The 20,014-nt window shown below is 67.2% G+C and carries 22 protein-coding genes; 17 read left to right on the forward strand and 5 right to left on the reverse strand.

What is annotated here, in order from left to right; translation table 11 throughout:
• Window positions 1–178 precede the first annotated feature (178 nt).
• The 6 genes from ABIC90_RS06800 (at window position 179) to ABIC90_RS06825 (ending at window position 3,644) form a co-directional block, all read left to right on the forward strand.
• Window positions 179–745: an RNA polymerase sigma factor gene (locus ABIC90_RS06800; protein WP_042579950.1), complete on the forward strand. Its 567-nt coding sequence runs from the start codon at window positions 179–181 to the stop codon at window positions 743–745.
• On the forward strand, window positions 742–1,167 hold the full coding sequence (locus ABIC90_RS06805; RefSeq protein ID WP_354353321.1) for a DUF3619 family protein: 426 nt from the start codon (window positions 742–744) through the stop codon (window positions 1,165–1,167). The genes ABIC90_RS06800 and ABIC90_RS06805 overlap by 4 nt, the downstream gene beginning before the upstream one ends.
• A 100-nt stretch (window positions 1,168–1,267) precedes the next feature.
• Window positions 1,268–2,023 (forward strand): DUF3106 domain-containing protein, encoded by a 756-nt coding sequence (locus tag ABIC90_RS06810; RefSeq protein WP_354353322.1) that lies wholly within the window; start codon window positions 1,268–1,270, stop codon window positions 2,021–2,023.
• 130 nt (window positions 2,024–2,153) lie between these two features.
• Complete coding sequence (locus ABIC90_RS06815) at window positions 2,154–2,618, forward strand: RDD family protein (RefSeq protein ID WP_436318173.1); 465 nt, start codon at window positions 2,154–2,156, stop codon at window positions 2,616–2,618.
• Entirely contained in the window at window positions 2,615–3,022 is a 408-nt protein-coding gene (locus ABIC90_RS06820) for a diacylglycerol kinase (protein ID WP_354353324.1), read from the forward strand. Before ABIC90_RS06815 ends, ABIC90_RS06820 begins: the two co-directional genes overlap by 4 nt.
• A 31-nt stretch (window positions 3,023–3,053) precedes the next feature.
• Window positions 3,054–3,644 (forward strand): TIGR00730 family Rossman fold protein, encoded by a 591-nt coding sequence (locus ABIC90_RS06825; RefSeq protein WP_354353325.1) that lies wholly within the window; start codon window positions 3,054–3,056, stop codon window positions 3,642–3,644.
• Window positions 3,645–3,718: 74 nt separating this feature from the next.
• On the opposite strand, the gene ABIC90_RS06830 is transcribed toward ABIC90_RS06825, so the two are convergent.
• Both ABIC90_RS06830 and ABIC90_RS06835 read right to left on the reverse strand, forming a co-directional pair.
• Window positions 3,719–4,057, reverse strand: coding sequence for a P-II family nitrogen regulator (locus ABIC90_RS06830; RefSeq protein WP_307700799.1), 339 nt, complete (start codon window positions 4,055–4,057; stop codon window positions 3,719–3,721).
• Entirely contained in the window at window positions 4,054–5,751 is a 1,698-nt protein-coding gene (locus ABIC90_RS06835) for an NAD+ synthase (protein WP_354353326.1), read from the reverse strand. Before ABIC90_RS06835 ends, ABIC90_RS06830 begins: the two co-directional genes overlap by 4 nt.
• 19 nt (window positions 5,752–5,770) lie before the next feature.
• Between ABIC90_RS06835 and ABIC90_RS06840 the strand changes: the two genes are divergently transcribed.
• The 3 genes from ABIC90_RS06840 (at window position 5,771) to ABIC90_RS06850 (ending at window position 8,498) form a co-directional block, all read left to right on the forward strand.
• The gene (locus ABIC90_RS06840; RefSeq protein WP_354353328.1) at window positions 5,771–6,925 is read left to right on the forward strand and encodes a GNAT family N-acetyltransferase; all 1,155 of its coding nucleotides are present in this window, start codon (window positions 5,771–5,773) and stop codon (window positions 6,923–6,925) included.
• 70 nt (window positions 6,926–6,995) lie between these two features.
• On the forward strand, window positions 6,996–7,748 hold the full coding sequence (locus tag ABIC90_RS06845; RefSeq protein WP_354353329.1) for a hypothetical protein: 753 nt from the start codon (window positions 6,996–6,998) through the stop codon (window positions 7,746–7,748).
• Between the two features lie 111 nt (window positions 7,749–7,859).
• Window positions 7,860–8,498 (forward strand): lysozyme inhibitor LprI family protein, encoded by a 639-nt coding sequence (locus tag ABIC90_RS06850; RefSeq protein WP_354353330.1) that lies wholly within the window; start codon window positions 7,860–7,862, stop codon window positions 8,496–8,498.
• 1 nt (window position 8,499) lies between these two features.
• Here ABIC90_RS06850 and ppa read toward each other — a convergent pair whose 3' ends face one another.
• Window positions 8,500–9,027 carry an inorganic diphosphatase gene (gene ppa / locus ABIC90_RS06855; RefSeq protein ID WP_354353331.1) on the reverse strand — a complete coding sequence of 176 codons (528 nt, stop codon included), beginning with the start codon at window positions 9,025–9,027 and terminating at the stop codon, window positions 8,500–8,502.
• Window positions 9,028–9,281: 254 nt separating this feature from the next.
• Here ppa and ABIC90_RS06860 point away from each other — a divergent pair, with 254 nt between their 5' ends.
• From ABIC90_RS06860 to ABIC90_RS06890, 7 genes are all read left to right on the forward strand, one after another.
• The gene (locus ABIC90_RS06860) at window positions 9,282–11,795 is read left to right on the forward strand and encodes a sodium-translocating pyrophosphatase (RefSeq protein WP_354353332.1); all 2,514 of its coding nucleotides are present in this window, start codon (window positions 9,282–9,284) and stop codon (window positions 11,793–11,795) included.
• A 10-nt stretch (window positions 11,796–11,805) separates the two neighbouring features.
• Window positions 11,806–12,174, forward strand: a complete 369-nt coding sequence (locus ABIC90_RS06865; protein ID WP_354353333.1) for a nuclear transport factor 2 family protein — start codon at window positions 11,806–11,808, stop codon at window positions 12,172–12,174.
• A 73-nt stretch (window positions 12,175–12,247) separates the two neighbouring features.
• The gene (locus ABIC90_RS06870) at window positions 12,248–12,973 is read left to right on the forward strand and encodes a MerR family transcriptional regulator (RefSeq protein WP_354353334.1); all 726 of its coding nucleotides are present in this window, start codon (window positions 12,248–12,250) and stop codon (window positions 12,971–12,973) included.
• A 4-nt stretch (window positions 12,974–12,977) separates the two neighbouring features.
• Complete coding sequence (locus tag ABIC90_RS06875) at window positions 12,978–14,417, forward strand: TolC family protein (RefSeq protein WP_354353335.1); 1,440 nt, start codon at window positions 12,978–12,980, stop codon at window positions 14,415–14,417.
• A gap of 2 nt (window positions 14,418–14,419) precedes the next feature.
• Complete coding sequence (locus ABIC90_RS06880; RefSeq protein ID WP_354353336.1) at window positions 14,420–15,421, forward strand: HlyD family secretion protein; 1,002 nt, start codon at window positions 14,420–14,422, stop codon at window positions 15,419–15,421.
• Between the two features lie 19 nt (window positions 15,422–15,440).
• Window positions 15,441–16,625: an ABC transporter permease gene (locus tag ABIC90_RS06885; RefSeq protein ID WP_354353338.1), complete on the forward strand. Its 1,185-nt coding sequence runs from the start codon at window positions 15,441–15,443 to the stop codon at window positions 16,623–16,625.
• A complete protein-coding gene (locus ABIC90_RS06890) occupies window positions 16,625–17,782 on the forward strand; it encodes an ABC transporter permease (protein ID WP_354353339.1) in 1,158 nt (385 codons plus the stop codon). The genes ABIC90_RS06885 and ABIC90_RS06890 overlap by 1 nt, the downstream gene beginning before the upstream one ends.
• On the opposite strand, the gene ABIC90_RS06895 is transcribed toward ABIC90_RS06890, so the two are convergent.
• A complete protein-coding gene (locus ABIC90_RS06895; RefSeq protein WP_354353341.1) occupies window positions 17,779–18,417 on the reverse strand; it encodes a TetR/AcrR family transcriptional regulator in 639 nt (212 codons plus the stop codon). The two genes, ABIC90_RS06890 and ABIC90_RS06895, sit on opposite strands and share 4 nt — an antisense overlap.
• Before the next feature lie 120 nt (window positions 18,418–18,537).
• Between ABIC90_RS06895 and ABIC90_RS06900 the strand changes: the two genes are divergently transcribed.
• Window positions 18,538–19,386, forward strand: a complete 849-nt coding sequence (locus ABIC90_RS06900; RefSeq protein WP_354353342.1) for a metal-dependent hydrolase — start codon at window positions 18,538–18,540, stop codon at window positions 19,384–19,386.
• On the opposite strand, the gene ABIC90_RS06905 is transcribed toward ABIC90_RS06900, so the two are convergent.
• A complete protein-coding gene (locus ABIC90_RS06905; RefSeq protein WP_354353343.1) occupies window positions 19,380–19,976 on the reverse strand; it encodes a hypothetical protein in 597 nt (198 codons plus the stop codon). The genes ABIC90_RS06900 and ABIC90_RS06905 overlap by 7 nt on opposite strands.
• Between the last annotated feature and the right edge of the window lie 38 nt (window positions 19,977–20,014).

Consider the following 20,014-nt stretch of genomic DNA (forward strand, 5'->3'; position numbering starts at 1 on the left):
CCGCCGGACCTTGACCCGTTTGCCTTTTGACTTGCAGCGCGGATTATGACACCACCCCGCGGTTCAGATTCGCTTCAGGTCGCCCGTAAAGGCTGCGGGGCATAATCGCCGCCGTAAAACCATCAGCGTTCGCTCGACATCCCTTCCCATGCGGCGCCCCCTGCGCGCCCTCTCTCGCTTGGCCACTGAACAAGAACTCTCCGACTTCCTGAAAAGCGTCGAACGACGCGCTTTCAAGCGCTCGGTCTATCACGTGCGGGACGAAGAAGCGGCGCTCGATATCGTGCAGGACAGCATGATGAAGCTCGCGCAGCACTACGGCGACAAGCCGGCCAACGAGTTGCCGATGCTGTTCCAGCGCATCCTGTCGAACTGCACGCTCGACTGGTTCCGCCGCCAGAAAACCCGGCGCGCCCTTTTCTCGAACCTCAGCGATTTCGAATCGGTCGACGACGACGGCGATTTCGATCTGCTGGAGAACTTCGTCTCGCCAACCGACTCCAGAGAAACCGAGAGCGCCGAGGACACCACGCGCCGCGCCCAGGTCTTCCACGAGATCGAAGAGCAGATCGCGGCATTGCCGGGCCGTCAACGCGAGGCTTTCCTGATGCGTTACTGGGAGGAAATGGACGTCGCAGAGACGGCCGCAGCAATGGGCTGCTCCGAGGGCAGCGTCAAGACCCATTGTTCGCGAGCCGTTCACGCTCTGAGCAAGGCGCTCAAGGCCAAGGGAATATCGCTATGAACACTAAGGTTCCAACCTCTTCTTCTCACGCAGCCGAAGACCAGTTCGGCCAGCGGCTGGCTGCCCGGCTGTCTGCCGGCAACCAGGAGCTTTCGCACGACATCGGCGAGCGTCTGCGCGTGGCGCGCGCACAGGCCGTCGCTGCGCGCAAGCAGCCTGCGCAATTGCGAACCGCGCCCGAGGTGATGCAGTCGAATCACACGCTCACCATGGGCGGCGGCTGGTGGACCCGCATCGGATCGGTGGTGCCGCTGCTCGCGCTCGTCGCCGGCCTCATCACCATCAGCGTGATGCAGGACGACGACCGCGCCAGCGAGCTGGCCGAGGTCGATTCGGCTCTCCTCACCGGCGACCTGCCGCCCGCCGCCTACACCGATCCGGGCTTTGCCCAATTCCTGAAGGCCGACGGCGCCTCCGACTGAAGAATTCCTCACCGACCGAATGCGACGCCGCTCCAATTCCAGCGCACACACATCCCGCCCATTGCGCCCGCTCACGGCGGGCGCAGTCGTTTGGACGAGCGTGCTTGCGCTCGCAGCCTTCGGGCTGACCGTCGCCAGCGCCCAGCCGCATCACGCCGATGCGGGCAAGGCAAGCAACGCCTCCGCAACTGCCGGGCCGACTGCCGCAGCCAGCGCCGCCAAGGTCGCGGCGGCAACGAAGCCGCTCTGGAGCGAACTCACCGCCGAGCAGCAAGAGGCCCTGAAGCCGCTCGTTTCGCATTGGACCGCGATGAACGCGGGGCAAAAACGCAAGTGGCTGGCACTGTCACGAAACTTCGCGAACATGGCTGCCGATGATCGAGTCACCTTGCACAGCCGGATGATCGAGTGGGCCGCCCTGAGCAATCAGCAGCGCGCACAGGCGCGCCTGAACTTCGCCGAGGTCAAACGCGTGCCGGCCGATGAACGCAAGGCCAAGTGGGAGCAATACCAGGCGCTGAGCGAGGAAGAAAAGCGCAGGCTCGCCGAGCGCGCCCCGGCCAAGCCGCGCGGTGCGGCCATTCCGATTCGACCGGTCTCCTCCCAGAAACTCGTGCCCGTTCCGGCCGTCACACCGCCCGGGCAGCACACGCCCAGAATCCTGCTGGCCCCCTCCCCTACGGCCACCCCGGCAGCCAGCGTCCTGGCGTCGCCCCCGACCGATCGGACGCCTGCGGCCAGCGCAGCGCCGGCTTTTGCGCCACCCCGCGCCAACGCCGCATCGCCGCCGGTTCCTGCCGAGGCCCAGGTTCCGGCCCCGGTCCCGGCCGCCGAGCAACTCCCTTCCGCCCCCTGACCGCAAGGCCTCGATGGTTTCCAGCAGTTCTTCCGAGGCTCCAAGGCCCGACCAGGCCGCCTCGCCTAACACACCGGCAACCGGCGCCTCTCTTTCGACAGTGCCCGGCGTGCCAGGCCTGTGGCGCCGGATGGCCTGCTGGCTTTACGAAGGCATGCTGCTGTTCGCGGTGGCAATGACGGCCGGCTGGCTGTTCAGCGCCCTCAGCCAGATGCGCAACGCCATGGACGAGACGCGCAGGCCCTTGCTGCTGGGCTACCTTTTCGTGGTTTTCGGCGTGTACTTCGTCTGGTTCTGGTGCAAGGGCCAGACACTGGGCATGAAAACCTGGAATATCCGCATCGTTGACCGGCAAGGTCGCCCGCTCTCCCAATCGCGCGCATTCGTGCGCTACATCCTGAGCTGGGTCTGGCTCCTGCCCCCGTTGGCACTGCACCCCCTGCTGGGCGTGCCGGCCGTCGAAACCATGGTCCTGCTGCTTGGCTGGATCGCCGTCTGGGCGGTGCTTGCACGATTTCATCCCGAGCGCCAGTTCTGGCACGACGCCTGGGCCGGTACGCGGCTCATCACCTCCAAGCCCATGAGCCGCCGATGAGTGCCTTGCCCAATCTCCCCGATCCCGCGGTCAATCCGCAAAAGGCCCGCAAGGGTTTCGAACGCGTCTTCCACGCCACGCTGATCTCGCTCCACGGACTCCGCGCCGGCTGGAGCGAGCCCGCCTTCCGGCAGGAAGCCATCATGTCGATCGTGATGATCCCGGCCGCCTTCTGGCTCGGGCGCAGCTGGGTCGAGGTGGCGCTGCTCGCCGGCAGCGCCATCCTGGTCATGATCGTCGAGCTGCTCAACACCGCCGTGGAAGCCGCCATCGACCGCATCGGCCCCGAATGGCACGACCTCTCCAAGCGCGCCAAGGACATGGGGAGCGCCGCGGTGCTGCTGTCGCTCACGCTCTGCGGGGGCATCTGGGCGGCGGCGTTGTGGTCGCGCTTCGTGTCATGAGCGGGCCCGCGTCCCGAGGCATGATGGCGGGATGAATCCTGAATTTTCGATCTGTGTGTATTGCGGCTCGCGCCCCGGCGAGCGCCCTGAGTTTTCCGAGGCAGCCCGCGCCGTCGGCCAGTGGATCGGCCAACGCGGCGGCCAATTGGTGTACGGCGGTGGCCGCACCGGCCTGATGGGCACGGTCGCCGAAGCCACCCGCCTGGCCGGCGGCCGCGTCGTCGGCATCATCCCCAAGGCCCTGGTCGACAAGGAACTGGCCAATCCGCTGTGCGACGAACTGCACGTGGTCGACACCATGCACGAGCGCAAGGCCATGATGGGTGAGCGTGCCGACGCCTTCATCGCCCTGCCGGGCGGCATCGGCACCTTCGAGGAATTGTTCGAGATCTGGACTTGGCGGCAGCTGGGGTACCACGACAAGCCGACCGGCATTCTCAATACCGCCGGCTACTACGACAAGCTGCTCGACTTCCTGGCGCACAGCGTACGCGAGGGCTTCATGGGCGAGTGGCAGATGGACCTGGTGCGCAACGGCACCGAACCGGGCGAATTGCTCGCGGCGCTGCGGGCTGCGGTGCCGCTCCATTCGCGCAAAGACAGGCTGTCGGAAAACCTCTGAGGCCCTTCAAGGGGGCTGTTGCTTCACAACAAGCCACTCAACAAAAAGCCCCGGTCGACGGGGCTTTTTGTTCTTTAAACAGCGTTTTCGTTCTCTTCGCCGGTTCGGATGCGCACGATGCGCTCGACCTCGGTCACAAAAATCTTGCCGTCACCGATCTTGCCGGTGCGCGCGGAACTGACGATGGCCTCGATGCAGCGCTCCACGTCGCCCTCGTTGACGACCACTTCGACCTTCATCTTGGGCAGGAAGTCGACCACGTACTCGGCGCCACGGTAGAGCTCGGTGTGCCCCTTCTGGCGACCGAAGCCCTTGACCTCGGTCACGGTCAGGCCGGTGACGCCCACTTCGGCCAGGGCTTCGCGCACGTCCTCGAGCTTGAAGGGTTTGACGATGGCGGTGATCTGCTTCATGGTTTGGGTGCTCCGGCGGTTTCGTTGAATTTGCTGGTGATAGGGTAACGCCAATCCTTGCCGAAGCTTCGATGGGTGACCCGGATGCCTACCGGCGCCTGGCGCCGCTTGTATTCGTTGATCCTGATGAGCCTCGCGACCCGCTCGACCACCGCGCGTTCGTAGCCCGCGGCAATGATCTCGTCGATGCCCTCGTCATCTTGCATGTAGCGTGCCAGGATTCCATCGAGGATGTCGTAGGGCGGCAGGCTGTCCTGGTCGGTCTGGTCCGGCCGAAGCTCTGCGCTCGGGGGACGCGTGATGATCCGCTCGGGAATCGGCTCCATGCCGGTGCCGTACGGGTCGTGGGCATTGCGCCATCGTGCCAGGGCGAACACCGTGGTCTTGAGCAAATCCTTGATGACCGCGAAGCCGCCCGCCATGTCGCCGTAGAGCGTGCAGTAGCCGGTGGCCATTTCGCTCTTGTTGCCCGTGGTGAGCACGATGGCGCCGAACTTGTTCGACAGGGCCATGAGCAGCGTGCCGCGGATGCGGGCCTGGATGTTTTCCTCGGCCGTGTCTTCGGGCCGCCCCTCGAACTCCCCTGCCAACGCATCCTTGAAGGACTCGAAGGTGTGCCTGATCGAGATCTCGTCGTAGCGAACGCCCAGGCGGCTCGCCATGTCGCGCGCGTCGATCCAGCTGATGTCGGCCGTGTAGGGCGAAGGCATCATCACCGCGCGCACCTTGTCCTTGCCGAGTGCATCGACGGCAATGGCGAGCACCAATGCGGAGTCGATGCCGCCCGACAGCCCCAGGATGGCGCCGGGAAACCCGTTCTTGCCGACGTAGTCGCGAACGCCCAGCACCAGCGCGTCCCAAAGCTGCGCTTCGGCATCGCGCGCCGGCGCAATGGCCGCCGCCTCGAACACGAAGCCGGTGCCGCCCTGCGGTGCCTGTTCCAGCTGGGCAAAGATCACTTGCTCCAGGAAGCTCTCGGCCTGCATCGCCAGCGTGCCATCGGCCTGCACCGCGAACGAAGCCCCGTCGAACACCACCTCGTCCTGCCCGCCCACCAGGTGCGCATAGACCAGCGGCAGACCCACCGCACGCGCGCGGTCGGCCATGCGTGCGACGCGCTCGCCCTCCTTGCCCACGTGGTAGGGCGAGGCGTTGATCACCGCGATCACTTGCGCGCCGGACGCGCGCGCCAGTTCGGCCGGCTGGTCGAACCATGCGTCCTCGCAGATCAGCAGCCCGACCGAGACCCCGCCCGCCTCGAACACGCAGGTGCCCTGCCCCGGCGTGAAATACCGGCGCTCGTCGAACACCTGGTAGTTCGGCAGTTCGCGCTTTGCATAGGTCTGGAGGATGCGGCCTTCCTTGATCACGCTGGCTGCGTTGTGGCGCATCTGCACCGCCACCGAGCGGCTGCGCAGGCTGCCGCCGGTCGGATGGCCCACCACCACGACCATGTCTTTGAGGTCGGCCAAAGCGGCGGCAATGCCTTTCACGGCATCATCACAGGCTTCGGTGAAGGCGGGACGCAGGAGAAGGTCTTCTGCCGCATAACCGGCAATCGAGAGTTCGGGCGTCAGCAGCAGGCGCGCGCCTTGCGCATGGGCATGGCGTGCGGCATCGACGATCTTTTTCGCGTTGCCGGCAAGGTCGCCCACCACAAAATTGAGTTGCGCGATGGCGAGCTTGAGCGTCATACAGAAGGAAGAAAAAGGCTTGAACGATTATGTTATTCGGGTTCTGGCGTCACCGTCGGAGGTGAGCGCCAAAGCCTGGAATGCACTGCTCGCCGTGCAGGCCGAGCCCTCGCCTTTCATGCGCCACGAATACCTCTTGGCGCTGCACGAAAGCGGCAGCGCGTCGCCCGCGAGCGGATGGACGGCGCAGTTCGTCACGCTGTGGCGCGGCACGCAACTGGAAGCCGCCTGCGCCCTCTACATCAAGGACCACTCTTACGGCGAATACGTCTTCGACTGGGCCTGGGCCAACGCCTACGAGCAGCACGGGCTCGCCTACTACCCCAAGGCCGTGGTCGCCGTGCCATTCACGCCGGTGCCCGGCACGCGCCTCCTGGCGCGCGATGCGCAGAGCCGCACGCTGCTGGTGCAGGCGATGGTGGCGTGGTGCAAGCAGGAAGAACTTTCTTCTCTGCATTTGCTGTTCGGCGCCGATGCGGACATTGCCGCCTGCACCGAAGCCGGGCTCATGCTGCGCAATACAGTGCAGTTTCACTGGACGAATGTCGAGTATCCGGATTTCGACGCCTTCCTCGCCAGCCTCGCCCACGACAAGCGCAAGAAGATCCGCCAGGAGCGCCGCAAGGTCGCAGACGCGGGCGTGAGCTTTCGCTGGTCGCGCGGCGCGGACATTTCCAAAGCCGATTGGGATTTCTTCTACCGCTGCTACGAGCGCACCTACCGCGAGCACGGCAACCCGCCCTACCTCACGCGCGACTTCTTCCAGCGCATGGCCAACACCCTGCCCGATGCCTGGCTGCTGTTCATCGCCGAGCGCGACTGCAAGCCGATGGCCGCCAGCCTGATCGCGCTCTCCACGCAGAAAGACGAACCCCTCGTTGCCTACGGCCGCTACTGGGGCGCGCTGGAGCGCGTCGACTGCCTGCACTTCGAGGCCTGCTACTACCAGCCGCTGGCCTGGTGCATCGCGCACGGCGCACGGCGCTTCGAGGGCGGCGCACAGGGCGAGCACAAGATGGCACGCGCGCTGATGCCGGTCAAGACCACCAGCGCCCACTGGCTCGCGCACCCGGCGTTCTCCGATGCGGTCGAGCGCTTTCTTGAGCGCGAGGGCGCGGGCATCGAGAACTACATGGACCACCTGGGCGAGCGCAGCCCGTTCAAGGCCGGCTGACGGAGCTTTCGAGTTGCCTCCGAGGGCTGCTATAAACGCGCCCAATATCAGACAACAGGAGGGGTTTTCGATGCCATTCGTCGGACTGGGGCTGCACGTCCTCATTGCGCTTTTCTTCGCCGTTCATGCCATGCGCCACGGCAAGCAGATGTACTGGCTCATCATCCTGTTCAGCTTTCCGTTGCTGGGCAGCGTCGTGTACTTCATGGTCGAGTATTTGCCTGCCTCGCGCATGCAGCGCACCGCCGGCAAGGTCGCCAGCGCGGCCATCGGCTTCATCGACCCCGAGCGCGAATACCGCGCGGCGGCCGAGGCCTACGATCTCGCGCCCACGGCCCAGAACAAGCTGCGCCTGGCCAAAGCCGCGCTCGACAGAGGCCAGGCTGCCGATGCGGTCGGTCACTATCGCGACGCATTGAAAGGCCCGCTCGCCTCCGACCCCGAACTGCAGCTCGGCCTGGCCAACGCACTGCTCGCCGCAGGCGGTGCGGCCGCAGGCCGCGAATCGCTGCTGGCGCTGGAGGCCCTGCGCGCCACGCGCAACGACTACCGCAGGGACGAGGTCGCCTTGCTCATCGCACGCGCATTCGCCGCCGACGGACGCCAGGCGGAAGCACGCGAAGCCTTTGAAGCTGCGCTGACCCAATACAACACCGTCGAGGCCCGCGCCCGCTACATCGCCTGGTTGGCGCAGCAAGGCGATGCCGCAGGGGCGCAGCGCCATTGGAACGAACTCGAACAGGCGGCGCGGCACTGGAATGCGCATGCGCGTTCGGTGAATCGCGAGTGGATGCGGCTGGCCGGCGACGCGGTCCGGGGCTGAGGCGTCTCTGTCCAAGGGCATAGCGCCCTTGTCCGTTCGGCACATCGACGGCGTGCGGCGACTCTTCTAGCATCCGGGCCAGCAAAGCCCAGCTCTAGAGCAAAGAACCCCATGCGCTCCATCACCCGCCTTGCCCTCGCCGCGCTCTGCCTGGCCGGCACCGGCCTGGCCACCGCCGCCAGCTTCGACTGCGCCAAGGCCGGCAATGCCACCGAAAAAGCCATTTGCGCGGATCCCGGCCTCTCGCGGCAGGACGAAGCCCTGGCCGCGCTCTACCTGCGTCAGCTGGAAACGCCCGATGCCGGCCAATGGGCGGCCTTCCTGCGGCGAGATCAGCGCGACTGGATCGCCGTGCGCAACCGCGAATGCAAGGGCGACACCCAGTGCCTGAAGCAGGACTACGAACGCCGCATCGCCTTTCTCGGCCAGCCTTTGCTGCCGTGGACCGGCCGCTATGTGCAGGGCCAGTGCCCGCAGGACGGCCGCTTCCTGGACGTCACCCCGGGGGACGGCGGCGCGCTCGATGTGGAGATCTACGTTTGCCCCGACCCACGCGGCAACATGCTGCTGCAGGCCAGGGACGTGCTCGATGCCGGGCGACGCATGAAGGTGCCGGACGGCGGGCGTTGCACCCGCACCTTCCAGTTTTCGGCCGACCGCATCACGGTCGCCGACGCACCCGACTGCACCTCATCGCTGGCCGGCACCTATGTGCGCGACCCGCGACGCTCGCCCTTCAAGCGGGAGTGACTTACTTCTTGTAGGCGGCGATGCCGTCGACGACTTCCTTCTTCGCCGCGTCGATGCCTTCCCAGCCCAGCACCTTGACCCATTTGCCCGCTTCCAGGTCCTTGTAGTGCTCGAAGAAGTGGCTGATGGCCTTCAGGCGCATCGGGTTCACGTCGTCCACCGACTTCCAGTGGCTGTAGATCGGCAGCACCTTGTCGGTGGGCACGGCCAGCACCTTGCCGTCCACGCCGGCTTCGTCTTCCATGAGCAGGATGCCCAGGGGACGGCAGGGCACGACCACGCCCGGCAGCAGGGGGTAAGGCGCGATCACCAGCACGTCGACCGGATCGCCGTCGCCCGACAGGGTCTGCGGCACGTAGCCGTAGTTGGCGGGGTAGTACATGGCCGTCGTCATGAAGCGGTCCACGAAGATCGCACCCGATTCCTTGTCGACTTCGTACTTGATCGGGTCGGCATTCATGGGGATTTCGATCACGACGTTGAAGGCGTCGGGGACGTTCTTGCCGGGGGAGACTTTGTCGAAGGACATGACGTTTTTCGAGTAGTTGAAAAGTATGGGGGAGACCGGGACAAACCCTGAGTTTACTTTCCGTGTCACCGCACGGTCGCACACGCCCGCGTTTTTGCCTGTAAATTGCAACCGTTGGCCAATCGGCTCCGCACCTCGGTGCAGCGAGCTTCGAGGAAGCAACGCGACGGAAAACCTGGATCCCGTACGCGTTGCGCGCAGGATCCATGCTGTCCGTCTCCACAAGTCACAACGAACGAATGGAGAAGCAAAGCATGATCGGCAACACCCCCCTGATACTCGCCCTCGTCTGCGGCCTCGTGGCCGTCGGCTACGGTTTCTGGGCCCGAAGTTGGATTCTCGCCAAGGACCCGGGCAACGCCCGGATGCAGGAAATCGCCGCTGCCATCCAGGCCGGCGCCTCGGCCTACCTGGCCAAGCAGTACACGACCATCGCGGTGGTCGGCGTGGTTCTGGCGGTCCTGATCGCCCTCTTCCTCGACCTCACCACCGCCGTCGGTTTCATCATCGGCGCGGTGCTCTCGGGCGCCTGCGGCTTCATCGGCATGAACGTGTCGGTGCGCGCCAATGTGCGCACGGCGCAGGCAGCCACCAAGGGCATCGGCCCGGCGCTGGACGTGGCATTCCGCGGCGGCGCCATCACCGGCATGCTCGTGGTCGGCCTGGGCCTGCTGGGCGTGACGGGCTTCTACTGGTTCCTGGCCGGCAGCGCGCCCAAGGCGGACCACACGCTCGCGGCCATCCTCAATCCGCTGATCGGCTTTGCCTTCGGCTCCTCGCTGATCTCCATCTTTGCGCGGCTGGGCGGCGGCATCTTCACCAAGGGCGCCGACGTCGGCGCCGACCTGGTGGGCAAGGTCGAGGCCGGCATTCCGGAAGACGACCCGCGCAACCCGGCGGTGATCGCCGACAACGTGGGCGACAACGTGGGCGATTGCGCCGGCATGGCGGCCGACCTGTTCGAGACCTATGCGGTGACGCTGATTGCCACCATGGTGCTCGGTGCGCTGATGGTCACCACGGCGCCAATCAACGCGGTGCTGTACCCGCTCGCATTGGGCGGCGTGTCGATCATCGCGTCGATCATCGGCTGCTTCTTCGTGAAGGCGTCGCCGGGCATGGTCAACGTGATGCCGGCGCTCTACAAGGGCCTGGCGGTGGCGGGCGTGCTGTCGCTGATCGCGTTCTGGTTCGTCACGGCCTGGATCATTCCGGACAACGCCATTGCCGCGAGCGGCAGCCAGCTCAAGCTGTTCGGCGCCTGCTTCGTGGGCCTGGCGCTCACCGCCGCGCTGGTGTGGGTCACCGAGTACTACACCGGCACGCAGTACAAGCCGGTGCAGCACATCGCGCAGGCCTCGACCACGGGCCATGGCACGAACATCATCGCGGGCCTGGGCGTGTCGATGCGCTCGACGGCCTGGCCGGTGATCTTCGTGTGCATCGCGATCCTGGCCTCGTACTCGCTGGCCGGCCTCTTCGGCATTGCGGTCGCGGCGACGTCCATGCTGAGCATGGCGGGCATCGTGGTCGCGCTGGACGCCTACGGCCCCATCACCGACAACGCCGGCGGCATCGCCGAGATGAGCGACCTGCCCGCCAGCGTGCGCGCCGTGACCGACCCGCTCGACGCGGTCGGCAACACGACGAAAGCGGTGACCAAGGGCTACGCCATCGGCTCGGCCGGCCTCGCCTCGCTGGTGCTCTTTGCCGACTACACCCACAAGCTGGAGAGCTTCGGGCTGAACATCAGCTTCAACCTGAGCGACCCGATGGTGATCGTCGGCCTCTTCATCGGCGGGCTGATTCCGTACCTCTTCGGCGCGATGGCGATGGAAGCCGTGGGCCGCGCAGCCGGTGCGGTGGTGGAAGAAGTGCGCCGCCAGTTCCGCGAGATCCCCGGGATCATGGAAGGCACCGGCAAGCCCGAGTACGGCAAGGCCGTGAGCATGCTGACCGGCGCGGCCATCAAGGAAATGATGATTCCGTCGCTGCTGCCGGTGGTGGTGCCCATCGTCGTGGGCTTGGTGCTGGGACCGAAGGCGCTGGGCGGGCTCTTGATGGGCACGATCGTCACGGGCCTGTTCGTCGCCATTTCGATGTGCACCGGCGGCGGCGCCTGGGACAACGCCAAGAAGTACATCGAAGACGGCCACCACGGCGGCAAGGGCTCCGAGGCGCACAAGGCGGCCGTCACCGGCGACACGGTGGGCGACCCCTACAAGGACACCGCCGGCCCGGCCGTGAACCCGCTGATCAAGATCATCAACATCGTGGCGCTGCTCATCGTGCCGCTGGTGGTGAAGTTCCACGCCGGCGATGCGGCTGCGATGGCGCCGGCGAAGGTAGAGACGCCGACCGCCGCGATGGCACCTGCGGCCACGGCCCCGGCCACACCGGCTGCGGCCGTTGCCTCGGGTGCGGTTGCTGCAGCCGAAGCCGCCGCGGTGAAGGTCGAGAACGGCATCGTGAGGTTCTACTTCGCGAGCGCCAGCGCCGAGGTGGCGCCCAACGCCAAGGAGGCGCTGGCCGACGTCATCAAGGCCGTGCAGAGCGGCAGCACGGTGCTGGTGAGCGGCTACCACGATGCCAGCGGCGACCCGGCCAAGAACGCCGAGCTCGCCAAGCAGCGCGCCATGGCCGTGAGCGATGCGCTCAAGGCCGCGGGCGCGCCCGAAGACAAGATCGAGCTGGCCAAGCCCGAACAGTCGCAGGCCGACGGCCCCGCGTCCGAGGCGCGCCGCGTCGAAGTCAAGGTGAAGTCCTGAGGTCTGGCGAATGCCCACGCCCGCACGGCTCGAAGCCTTCATCGCCGCCGTCGAGGGCGGGGCCCACGCGCAGGTCATCGAGGACTACTACACCGAAGACGCCACGATGCGCGAGAACCAGGCCGAGCCTCGGGGCGGGCGCAGCACGCTGGTTGCGCAGGAAAGCGCGGTGCTCGCACGCACCGAGTCGGTGACTTCCACCTGCGTGCGGCCCGTGCTCGTGAACGGCGACCACGTGGCCATCCACTGGATCTTCGACTTCAGCTTCAAGGGCGGCGGCACCATGCGCATGGAAGAAATCGCCTGGCAACGCTGGGAGGGCGATCGCATCGCCGAGGAACAGTTCTTCTACGACCCGGCGCAAAAGAAGCCGGGCTGAAGAATGCGCTGAATCCTTGACCGCGCGGCGCCGGAGTTATGAAACATTTTCTATGTAACATAAACTCTGTCACATGAATGCTTCCGCCGCCCCCGCCGTTGCCGCCCCGGAAATCTCCATCGAGATGCTGGCAACGCGCACGGGCGTCACGGTGCGCAACATCCGCGCCTACACCTCGGCCGGACTGCTGCCGCCGCCCCGTCTCCAGGGACGGCTGGGCCTCTACACCGACGACCATGCCCAGCGCCTCTCGCTGATCCGCGCATTGCGCGACCAGGGCTTCGGCATCGAAGCGATCCGCCGCATCTTCGGCCGCGCGCCGGCCTCGGCCTGGCCCGATCTGGTTGCGGTGGCGCGCTCGGTTTCGGGCAGCCTCTTCGCCGAAGAAACCCCGATGATCGTGTCGGCCGAGGCGCTCGCGGCCAAGTGGAACGGCCAGATGACGCCCGCCCTGCTGGCCCGCGCCACCAAGGCCGGGCTCATGCGCGAGCTGCCCGACGGCCAGGTGCAGATGCTCAGCCCCGCGCTCGGCGAAGTCGCCGAACAGCTCGCGGCGCTCGGCCTGCCGCTCGAAGACGCCATCGGCATGCAGGAAACCATGGCGCGCACGCTGCGCACCGTGGCGCGCCACTGGCTGCGCACGCTGGCCGACGGCCTGCTGTCGGGCGACACCGGCCAGGCCGAACGCGCGGCGCAATTGCTCGAAAAAGCCCGCCCCCTGGCCACCGGCGCGGTCCAGGCCGCGTTTCCCGTGATCCTGCAGCAGGAGCTCGACGCCCTGCTGCGCAAGGCCGCATGAACCGATGAAAAGCAACCGCCGCCCTCTTCTGCTGCACGCTCTTCTGCTGCACGCCCTGCTGCTCCTCCCCGCCGTGGTGGGCGCCAACGCCTTCGCGCAAGCCCGCCCGGACGCCCTGCCCCTGAGCTTCGATGCCGCGCGCGCCCGCATGGTCGAACGCTCCGACAAGCTTGCCGCCGCGCGCTCGGCCGTCGAGTCGAAAGAGCTGCAGAGCGAGGGCCTCAAGGGCCTCGGCGGTCCGGTGGTCAGCTTGTCGGGGCTGGCCTATGCGTACAACGCCAACCTGAATCTCGACCTCGATCCGCTCAACCAGAGGCTCGGCCAGATCGGGCAATCGCTGCCGCCGTCGATCCAGGGGTTCATCTCCCGCGTTCCCATTCCCCAGTTGCCCAACAGCTACACGCTCAACCGTCACGACACCGGCAGCAATGCCTCGGTCTCGGCGGTCTGGCCGATCTACCTGGGCGGCGCGACCGATGCGGTGCGCGGCTTCGTCTCGGCGCAAACGCGCGAGGCGCAGGCCGATGCCGAGCAGGCCGGCCACGAGGTCGACACCCAGCTGGTGCAGCGCTACTTCGGCGCCCAGCTGGCCCAGCGTGCCGCCACGCTGCGCGCCCAGGCCGAACGCACCATCGCCCAGCACGATGCGGCCGCGCAGAAAATGCTGGCTGCGGGCGTGATCTCGCGCGTCGAGCGGCTGCAGGCCAGCGCCGCCTACGAAGAAGCCCGGCGCAACGCGCGCAAGGCCGAAGACGACGCAGCGCTGGCCGCCATCGCCCTGGCCCGCACGGTGCGCGCCGACGGCAGCGTGACGCCGCAGACGCCGCTGTTCGTCATCAGCACGCCGGTCGAGCCGCTGGGCTACTTCATCGACTCGGCGCTCATGCGCCACCCGGGCCTGGGCAAGGTTGCGGCCAAGAAATCGCAGGCCGAGCAGCTGCACGAGGGCGAAGAGGCGCTGCGCCGCCCGCAGGTCATCGCCTTCGGCACGCGGCAGATCAAGAGCGGCAACGCCGATTGGGTGGCCGGCCTGGGCGTGCGCTGGACGCTGTACGACTCGGTCGACCGCAACGCCCTGTCGGCCTCGTCGCTCAAGCAGGTCGAACAGGCCGAGCGCACCGATGCGCAGGCGCGCAGCGACATCTCGCTGCTGGTGGAGCGCAACTGGCGCGCGCTGGAGAACGCGCGCCGCCAGTACCTGGAGATGAAGGCCTCCGTCGAGCTCTCGGACGAGGTGGTCAAGCTGCGCGTGGCCGGTTTGCGCGAAGGCACCAGCACCACGCTCGACCTGATCGACGCCGAGACCAACCGGGCCAAGGTGCTGACCGAACGCGCGCAGGCCGCCAACGACTATGTGCAGGCGCTCGCGCAACTGCTCGAAAGCGCGGGCCTGTCAGAGAGGTTTTCCGACTACATCGCGCGCGCCGACGTGAAGGTGAATTGAAGATGAGTGCCAAGACCCGAAAACTGATTGCCATTGCCGCCGCGCTGCTTGTGCTGGCGCTGCTCGTCTGGGGCTTCTGGCGCGCCTCGCAGCCTGCGCCCGAGGTGTTCCAGGGCCAGATGGAAGCGCGCGAGACCGATGTGGCCGGCAAGGTCACCGCGCGCATCGCCGAAGTGGCGGTGAAGGAAGGCGACCGCATCCAGGCCGGCGCGCTGCTGGTGCGCATGGACAGCCCCGAGGTCCGCGCCAAGCTCGCGCAGGCCACGGCCGCCGAGCAGGCCGCGCAGGCCGTTGCCGACAAGGCGCAGAACGGCGCCCGCCCGCAGGAAGTGGAGATGGCGCGCCTGCAGTGGCAGCGCGCCGAAACCGCGGCGCAGCTGGCGCAGACCTCCTTCCGCCGGGTCGATGGCCTCGCGCGCGAAGGCCTGGTCGCCGACCAGAAGCGCGACGAGGCCGAGGCCAACTGGAAGGCATCGCGCGATGCCGCCACCGCGGCCAAGGCCCAGTACGACATGGCGCGCTCGGGCGCCCGCCCCGAAGACAAGGCCGCCGCCAGCGCGCAGGCGCGCCAGGTTGCGGGCGTGGTCGCGGAAGCCGAAGCCGCCAGGGCCGAGACCGAGCTGCGCAGCCCCGTGGCCGGCGAAGTGGCCAAGGTGCTTGCCAGGGTCGGCGAGCTGTCGCCGCAGGGCGTGGCCGTGGTCACCGTGGTCGACCTGAACGACCAGTGGGTGGTGTTGAACGTGCGCGAAGACCGGCTCGCCCGCTTTGCCGTCGGCAGCGAGTTCGACGCCCGGCTGCCGGCGCTGGTGAATGACAACGAGAAGATCGACGGGCGGCTGCGCGCGCGCTTCAAGGTCTACTACAGCGCCGCGCTGCCCGACTTTGCCACCTGGCGCGCCACGCGCGGCGGGGCCGGCTTCGACGTGCGCACCTTCGAGGTGAGAGCGCGCCCGCTCCAGCCCATCGAAGGCGCGCGGCCGGGCATGAGCGTGCTGGTCTATTGACGAGCGGCGCGAGACGGCGATGAGCCTCCGGGGCTTTTCCGCAGCAAGCGCCCGGCGCGAGTTCGCGTTGCTGCGCACCCGTCCGTGGGACCTGGCCATGGTCTCCTGGGTGCCGCTGCTTGCCGTGTTTCTGATCTGGTGGATTTTTTCGGCCGGCCTGCCCCAGCGCTTGCCGATCGGCGTGCTCGATCAGGATCACTCCGCGCTCTCGCGGCAGCTGGTGCGATTTCTGGACGCCATGCCCGGATTGCGCGTCGAGCAGCACTACGCCGACGAAGGCGAGATGTCGCGCGCGCTGACCAGCGGCGCGGTCGATGCCGCCGTGCAGCTGCCGCGCGACCTCAGCCGCGATGTGAAGCAAGGCCGCGTCGGGCAGATCGTGCTGCTGCACAACGCGCAACTGGGCACGCATTCGAGCCTGATCCAGCGCGACGTGCGCACGGCGGTGGCCACGGTCTCGGGCGGCGTGGAGCTGGCGGTGCGCAACAAGCGCGGCGAGTCGATGACGGCCGCGCGCGTGAGCATGGAGCCGATCAGGGCGAGCATGGTGGCGCTGTTCAACACCTCGACGGACTACGAGCAGTTCCTGGGGGCAGCGCTCATTCCGGCGCTGCTGCACATCCTTGCCATGACCGCCGGCGCTTGGGGCGTGGGCCGCGAACTGCGCGACCGCAGCATCGCCGAATGGCTGGGCACAGCGCCGCGCTGGCACGAGGCATTGGCCGCGCTCGCCGGCAAGCTGGTGTTGTCGCTGGCGAGCCTCTCGGTGGTCGGCATCGCGGCGATGTTGTGGATCACGGCCGGCCGGGGCTGGCACCCGGTCGGATCGCTGGGCTGGACGCTGTTTGCGCTGGTGGTTTTCCTGGCGCTCTCCATCGCGCTCGGTGCGTTCGTCTCGGCGCTCACGCGGTCGCTGCGCACGGCGCTGTCGGCGACCGGCTTCATCACCGCGCCCGCCTTCGCATTCGGCGGCGTGGGCTTTCCGCTGCTGGCGATGCCCTTCTTCGCGCAGGCATGGGCAAACCTGCTGCCCTACACGCACTACATCCGCGTGCAGATGGAGCAGTTGCAGATGGGGGCGCCGCTGGCCTACTCGGTGAATACGCCGCTGTGGATGGTGCTGGGCACGGCCTTGCTGCTGGCGGCATCGGCCGCTGCGCTGGTGCGTGCTGCGGCGGCACCCGCCACCTGGGGAGGCCGCTGATGACCGGCGACCGCACGCGCACCCGCCTGGGCGCCGCCTGGCGCGACACCGTGCGCGCCGTGCTGCGCGACAACGGCGTGCTGCTGATCATGCTGATCGCGCCCATCATCTACGGCTTCTTCTACCCCTGGCCCTACGGCACGCAAGCGGTCACGCGCGTGCCGGTGGCGGTGGTCGACGAAGACCACAGCGGGCTGTCGCGGCAGATTGCGCGCTTTGCGATGGCCAATCCGCGCCTGGACGTGCAGATGGTCACCTCCGATGTGCAGAAGGCGCGCGAGGCGCTCTGGCGCGGCGACATCGAGGGCTATGCGCTGCTGCCGGCCGATCTCCGGCGCAATGTGCTGCGCGGCATTCCGGCGGTGGTCACCATCGAGGGCAACGGCGCGTATGCGCTGTTGAACAAGGCGGTGCTGTACGGCTTTTCGGAGGCGGTGGGCACGGTGTCGGCCGGCGTCGAGATCCGCAAGCTGCAGGTCGGCGGCCAGAGCGCCGTGCAGGCAGCGCGCAGCCGAAGCCCACTCAACACCCAGCTCGTGGCGCTGTTCAACCCGACCGAAGGCTACGGCAGCTATGTGGTGCCCGCGGTGGCGCTTTTGATCCTGCAGCAGACGCTGCTGATGGGCGCCGCGATGCTGGCCGGTACCTGGGCCGAGGCCGGTCGTCTTCGCGCGAGCATGGCTGCGTGGCTCGGGCGCCTGGGCGCGCTCTCGGGCTTCGGGTTGCTGAGCGGCCTCTTCTACTTCGGCTGGGTGTTCTTCCTGCAGGACTACCCGCGGGGCGGCAACCCATTCGGTGCGCTGGTGCTGCTGCTTTTCTACGTGCCTGCGATCTGCACGGTCGGCCTGCTGCTCGGGTGCTGGTTCCGGGACCGCGAGCGGGCCCTGCAGGTGCTGCTGTTCACTGCCCTGCCAATGGCTTTTCTCTCGGGGTTCTCCTGGCCCGTCGAGGCCTTGCCGGAGCCGCTGCAGGCGCTGCGCTGGGTGTTTCCGAGCACGGCGGGCATTCAGGCGTCGCTGCGGCTCAACCAGATGGGCGCGCCGCTGCACGACGTGCTGCCCTACCTGGGGGCCTTGCTGGCGCTGGCCGTTGCGGGGCTGCTGGCTCTGTGGATCGCGGCGACGCCGCGCAAGGCGGACAGGGAACGCGCCTGCTAGCGTTGGCTCTCGGCGGCCACGGCGCGCACGAGCCGCGTGGCGGGCGCCACCAGTGCGCGCAGCTCGCTGGCGCGGTCTTGCTCGATGACCTGCAGCACCAGTTCGTTGATGCCGCCGACCACCGTCATCGCCATTTCGCTCGTCACATGCGCTGCGGTTTCGCCTTCGACGTCGCTGCTGTTGATCGCCACCTGGATGAAGCTGGCGATTTCGCCGTTCACCCGGCGCCGCGCCAGGAGCCCCGGCATGCCCAGACCCAGAATTTCGACGAAAAGGGTGCGCAGCAGGACCGGGTCTTGCGCGAGATAGTCGAAGTACGCGGTCAGCGCCTGCTCGACCTGCGCATGCCAGGGCTGCGCCGGATCGAAGGCCTCGCCCACCGCCTGCAGCGCGAGGTGGCTGGCGGTTTCGTAGAGCGCGATCAGGCATTCGGTCTTGGTGCTGAAATGCTCGTAGAAGGTGCGGCGCGAAACGGCCGCTTCGCGCACGATGTCGGCGATGGTGGTGTCGGCGTAGCCCTTGGCGGCCACGGCCTGCGCCATGCCCTGGAGCAGGCGGGCACGGTGCTCGGCGGGTTCGATGGCCAAGCCATCGGGGGGCTTGGCGGCGGTTGATTTCTCGATGGTGGCGCTCATGAACGGTACATTTTCCTACGCCTCGGTACTTGACAGTACCGAGCCACATCCGCACCATGAGGGCATGCGGTACGCAGATGTACCAACCTTTGTTCCCATGCTTTGCCGAGGATTGTTTTCATGACTGAACTCGTTGTCCGCCGCCTTCTGATCGACCTGCAATCGCCATTCGCCCGCAACTGGTGCGGCGGCGATGCATTCTCGACCGCTTTCTTCAACGCCCTGTCGATGAGCTTCCCGTTCGGCGAGCAGTTCTTCATCGACGCCGTGCGCGATGCGGTGGCCACGCTGCCGCCGGAGACGCAGGAAAAATATCGCGCCGACGTGCGCGGCTTCATAGGGCAGGAAGCCACCCATCGACGCATTCACTCGCTGTTCAACACCCATCTCGAGCGCCAGGGCCTGGTGGACGGCTGGACGGCGCGCGCGAGCAAGCGCCTGAAGCTGATGGAGGAAGCCGACCCGCGCCATGCGCTGGCGGTGACCGCAGCCACCGAGCACTTCACGGCCATGTTCGCCGAGTGGCTGCTGGCCCATCCCGAGGTGCTGGATGGCGCGGAGCCGCGCCTTCGCACCATGTGGCTGTGGCACAGCGCCGAAGAGCTGGAACACAAGACGGTGGCTTTCGATATCTACAAGGCCGCGGGCGGCTCGGACGAATGGCGCACCCGCTGGTTCCGCCGCGTCACGCTCATGTTCCTCGGCGACCTGATGCACCAGACCGTGGACAACCTGCGCCACGAAAAACAGCTCTGGAAATGGGCGACCTGGAAGAGCGCCGGGCGCATCCTGCTGAGCAAGAACGGCCTCTTGCGCGGCAACCTTCGCGGCTGGCGCAGCTACCTGCGCGCCGACTTTCATCCGGCGCAGCAGGACAGCAGCCTGTCCACGCGCTGGCTGGCCGACAACCGTTCGCAATACGCGCCCGTGGGCGCCGTGCCCGAGGCCGCCGCAACAGCTGCTCAGTAAATACTGGCGCGCTGCTGCGACTCGCCCCCACCGCCAGCCTGCCGCTGATGCTCAGGGCGCAGCGACAGGTCGTGCAGGGTGTCGAAGTCCGAAGGCGCATCGGGCACGCGCATGAACACTTCGAGCTCGTGCATCGAAGCGACCCAACGGCCGGCGGGCGAATCGGCCGGCTCGTCGTTGGCAAAGGTGCCGTCGCGGATGTAGAGGGTCTCGCCCTCCGGGCGTTCGGCATGCAGTTCGACCAGGCGCGCGATCGAGAAGTTGTAGGTCACCAACTTTTCGCGCGTCTTGCGGTCCTTGCCACCGCAATTGAACGAGCCCTCCGCCGCAATGACGATGCAGGAGCCTTCGACGCCGCCGTCGATGTCGATCTCGTTGCCCGAGCGCCAGATCGCATTGGGTAACCTCACCCGCACCTTGTCGATCACCAGATCGCGCTGCTTGTTGAGGCTGCCAAGTGGCGGCACCAACGATCGCAGCTGCCGCAGGCGCTCCGCGAAGTTGTCATCCATCAGGAATTCGACGTGGTGCGTGGCGCTGCCCGACGAGCGCTTCACCACCTGCATCACGACGTGGCGCGGCTTGTTCATGGCAGAACCCTTTCGCATGCGCCGACGCTGGGGTCGGC

Source organism: Variovorax boronicumulans (assembly GCF_040544675.1).
Lineage (GTDB): Bacteria > Pseudomonadota > Gammaproteobacteria > Burkholderiales > Burkholderiaceae_C > Variovorax > Variovorax boronicumulans_D.

What these genes read in the sequence shown, in the direction of transcription:
- ABIC90_RS06870 (WP_354353334.1), top strand. Translation starts at nt 12,248, where the DNA reads ATGAATGCTTCCGCCGCCCCCGCCGTTGCCGCCCCGGAAATCTCCATC.
- ABIC90_RS06875 (WP_354353335.1), top strand. Translation starts at nt 12,978, where the DNA reads ATGAAAAGCAACCGCCGCCCTCTTCTGCTGCACGCTCTTCTGCTGCAC.
- ABIC90_RS06835 (WP_354353326.1), bottom strand. Translation starts at nt 5,751, where the DNA reads ATGACGCTCAAGCTCGCCATCGCGCAACTCAATTTTGTGGTGGGCGAC.
- ABIC90_RS06860 (WP_354353332.1), top strand. Translation starts at nt 9,282, where the DNA reads ATGATCGGCAACACCCCCCTGATACTCGCCCTCGTCTGCGGCCTCGTG.
- ABIC90_RS06825 (WP_354353325.1), top strand. Translation starts at nt 3,054, where the DNA reads ATGAATCCTGAATTTTCGATCTGTGTGTATTGCGGCTCGCGCCCCGGC.
- ABIC90_RS06865 (WP_354353333.1), top strand. Translation starts at nt 11,806, where the DNA reads ATGCCCACGCCCGCACGGCTCGAAGCCTTCATCGCCGCCGTCGAGGGC.
- ABIC90_RS06890 (WP_354353339.1), top strand. Translation starts at nt 16,625, where the DNA reads ATGACCGGCGACCGCACGCGCACCCGCCTGGGCGCCGCCTGGCGCGAC.
- ABIC90_RS06805 (WP_354353321.1), top strand. Translation starts at nt 742, where the DNA reads ATGAACACTAAGGTTCCAACCTCTTCTTCTCACGCAGCCGAAGACCAG.
- ABIC90_RS06880 (WP_354353336.1), top strand. Translation starts at nt 14,420, where the DNA reads ATGAGTGCCAAGACCCGAAAACTGATTGCCATTGCCGCCGCGCTGCTT.
- ABIC90_RS06905 (WP_354353343.1), bottom strand. Translation starts at nt 19,976, where the DNA reads ATGAACAAGCCGCGCCACGTCGTGATGCAGGTGGTGAAGCGCTCGTCG.
- ABIC90_RS06820 (WP_354353324.1), top strand. Translation starts at nt 2,615, where the DNA reads ATGAGTGCCTTGCCCAATCTCCCCGATCCCGCGGTCAATCCGCAAAAG.
- ABIC90_RS06845 (WP_354353329.1), top strand. Translation starts at nt 6,996, where the DNA reads ATGCCATTCGTCGGACTGGGGCTGCACGTCCTCATTGCGCTTTTCTTC.
- ABIC90_RS06895 (WP_354353341.1), bottom strand. Translation starts at nt 18,417, where the DNA reads ATGAGCGCCACCATCGAGAAATCAACCGCCGCCAAGCCCCCCGATGGC.
- ABIC90_RS06830 (WP_307700799.1), bottom strand. Translation starts at nt 4,057, where the DNA reads ATGAAGCAGATCACCGCCATCGTCAAACCCTTCAAGCTCGAGGACGTG.
- ABIC90_RS06850 (WP_354353330.1), top strand. Translation starts at nt 7,860, where the DNA reads ATGCGCTCCATCACCCGCCTTGCCCTCGCCGCGCTCTGCCTGGCCGGC.
- ABIC90_RS06900 (WP_354353342.1), top strand. Translation starts at nt 18,538, where the DNA reads ATGACTGAACTCGTTGTCCGCCGCCTTCTGATCGACCTGCAATCGCCA.
- ppa (WP_354353331.1), bottom strand. Translation starts at nt 9,027, where the DNA reads ATGTCCTTCGACAAAGTCTCCCCCGGCAAGAACGTCCCCGACGCCTTC.
- ABIC90_RS06885 (WP_354353338.1), top strand. Translation starts at nt 15,441, where the DNA reads ATGAGCCTCCGGGGCTTTTCCGCAGCAAGCGCCCGGCGCGAGTTCGCG.
- ABIC90_RS06815 (WP_436318173.1), top strand. Translation starts at nt 2,154, where the DNA reads ATGGCCTGCTGGCTTTACGAAGGCATGCTGCTGTTCGCGGTGGCAATG.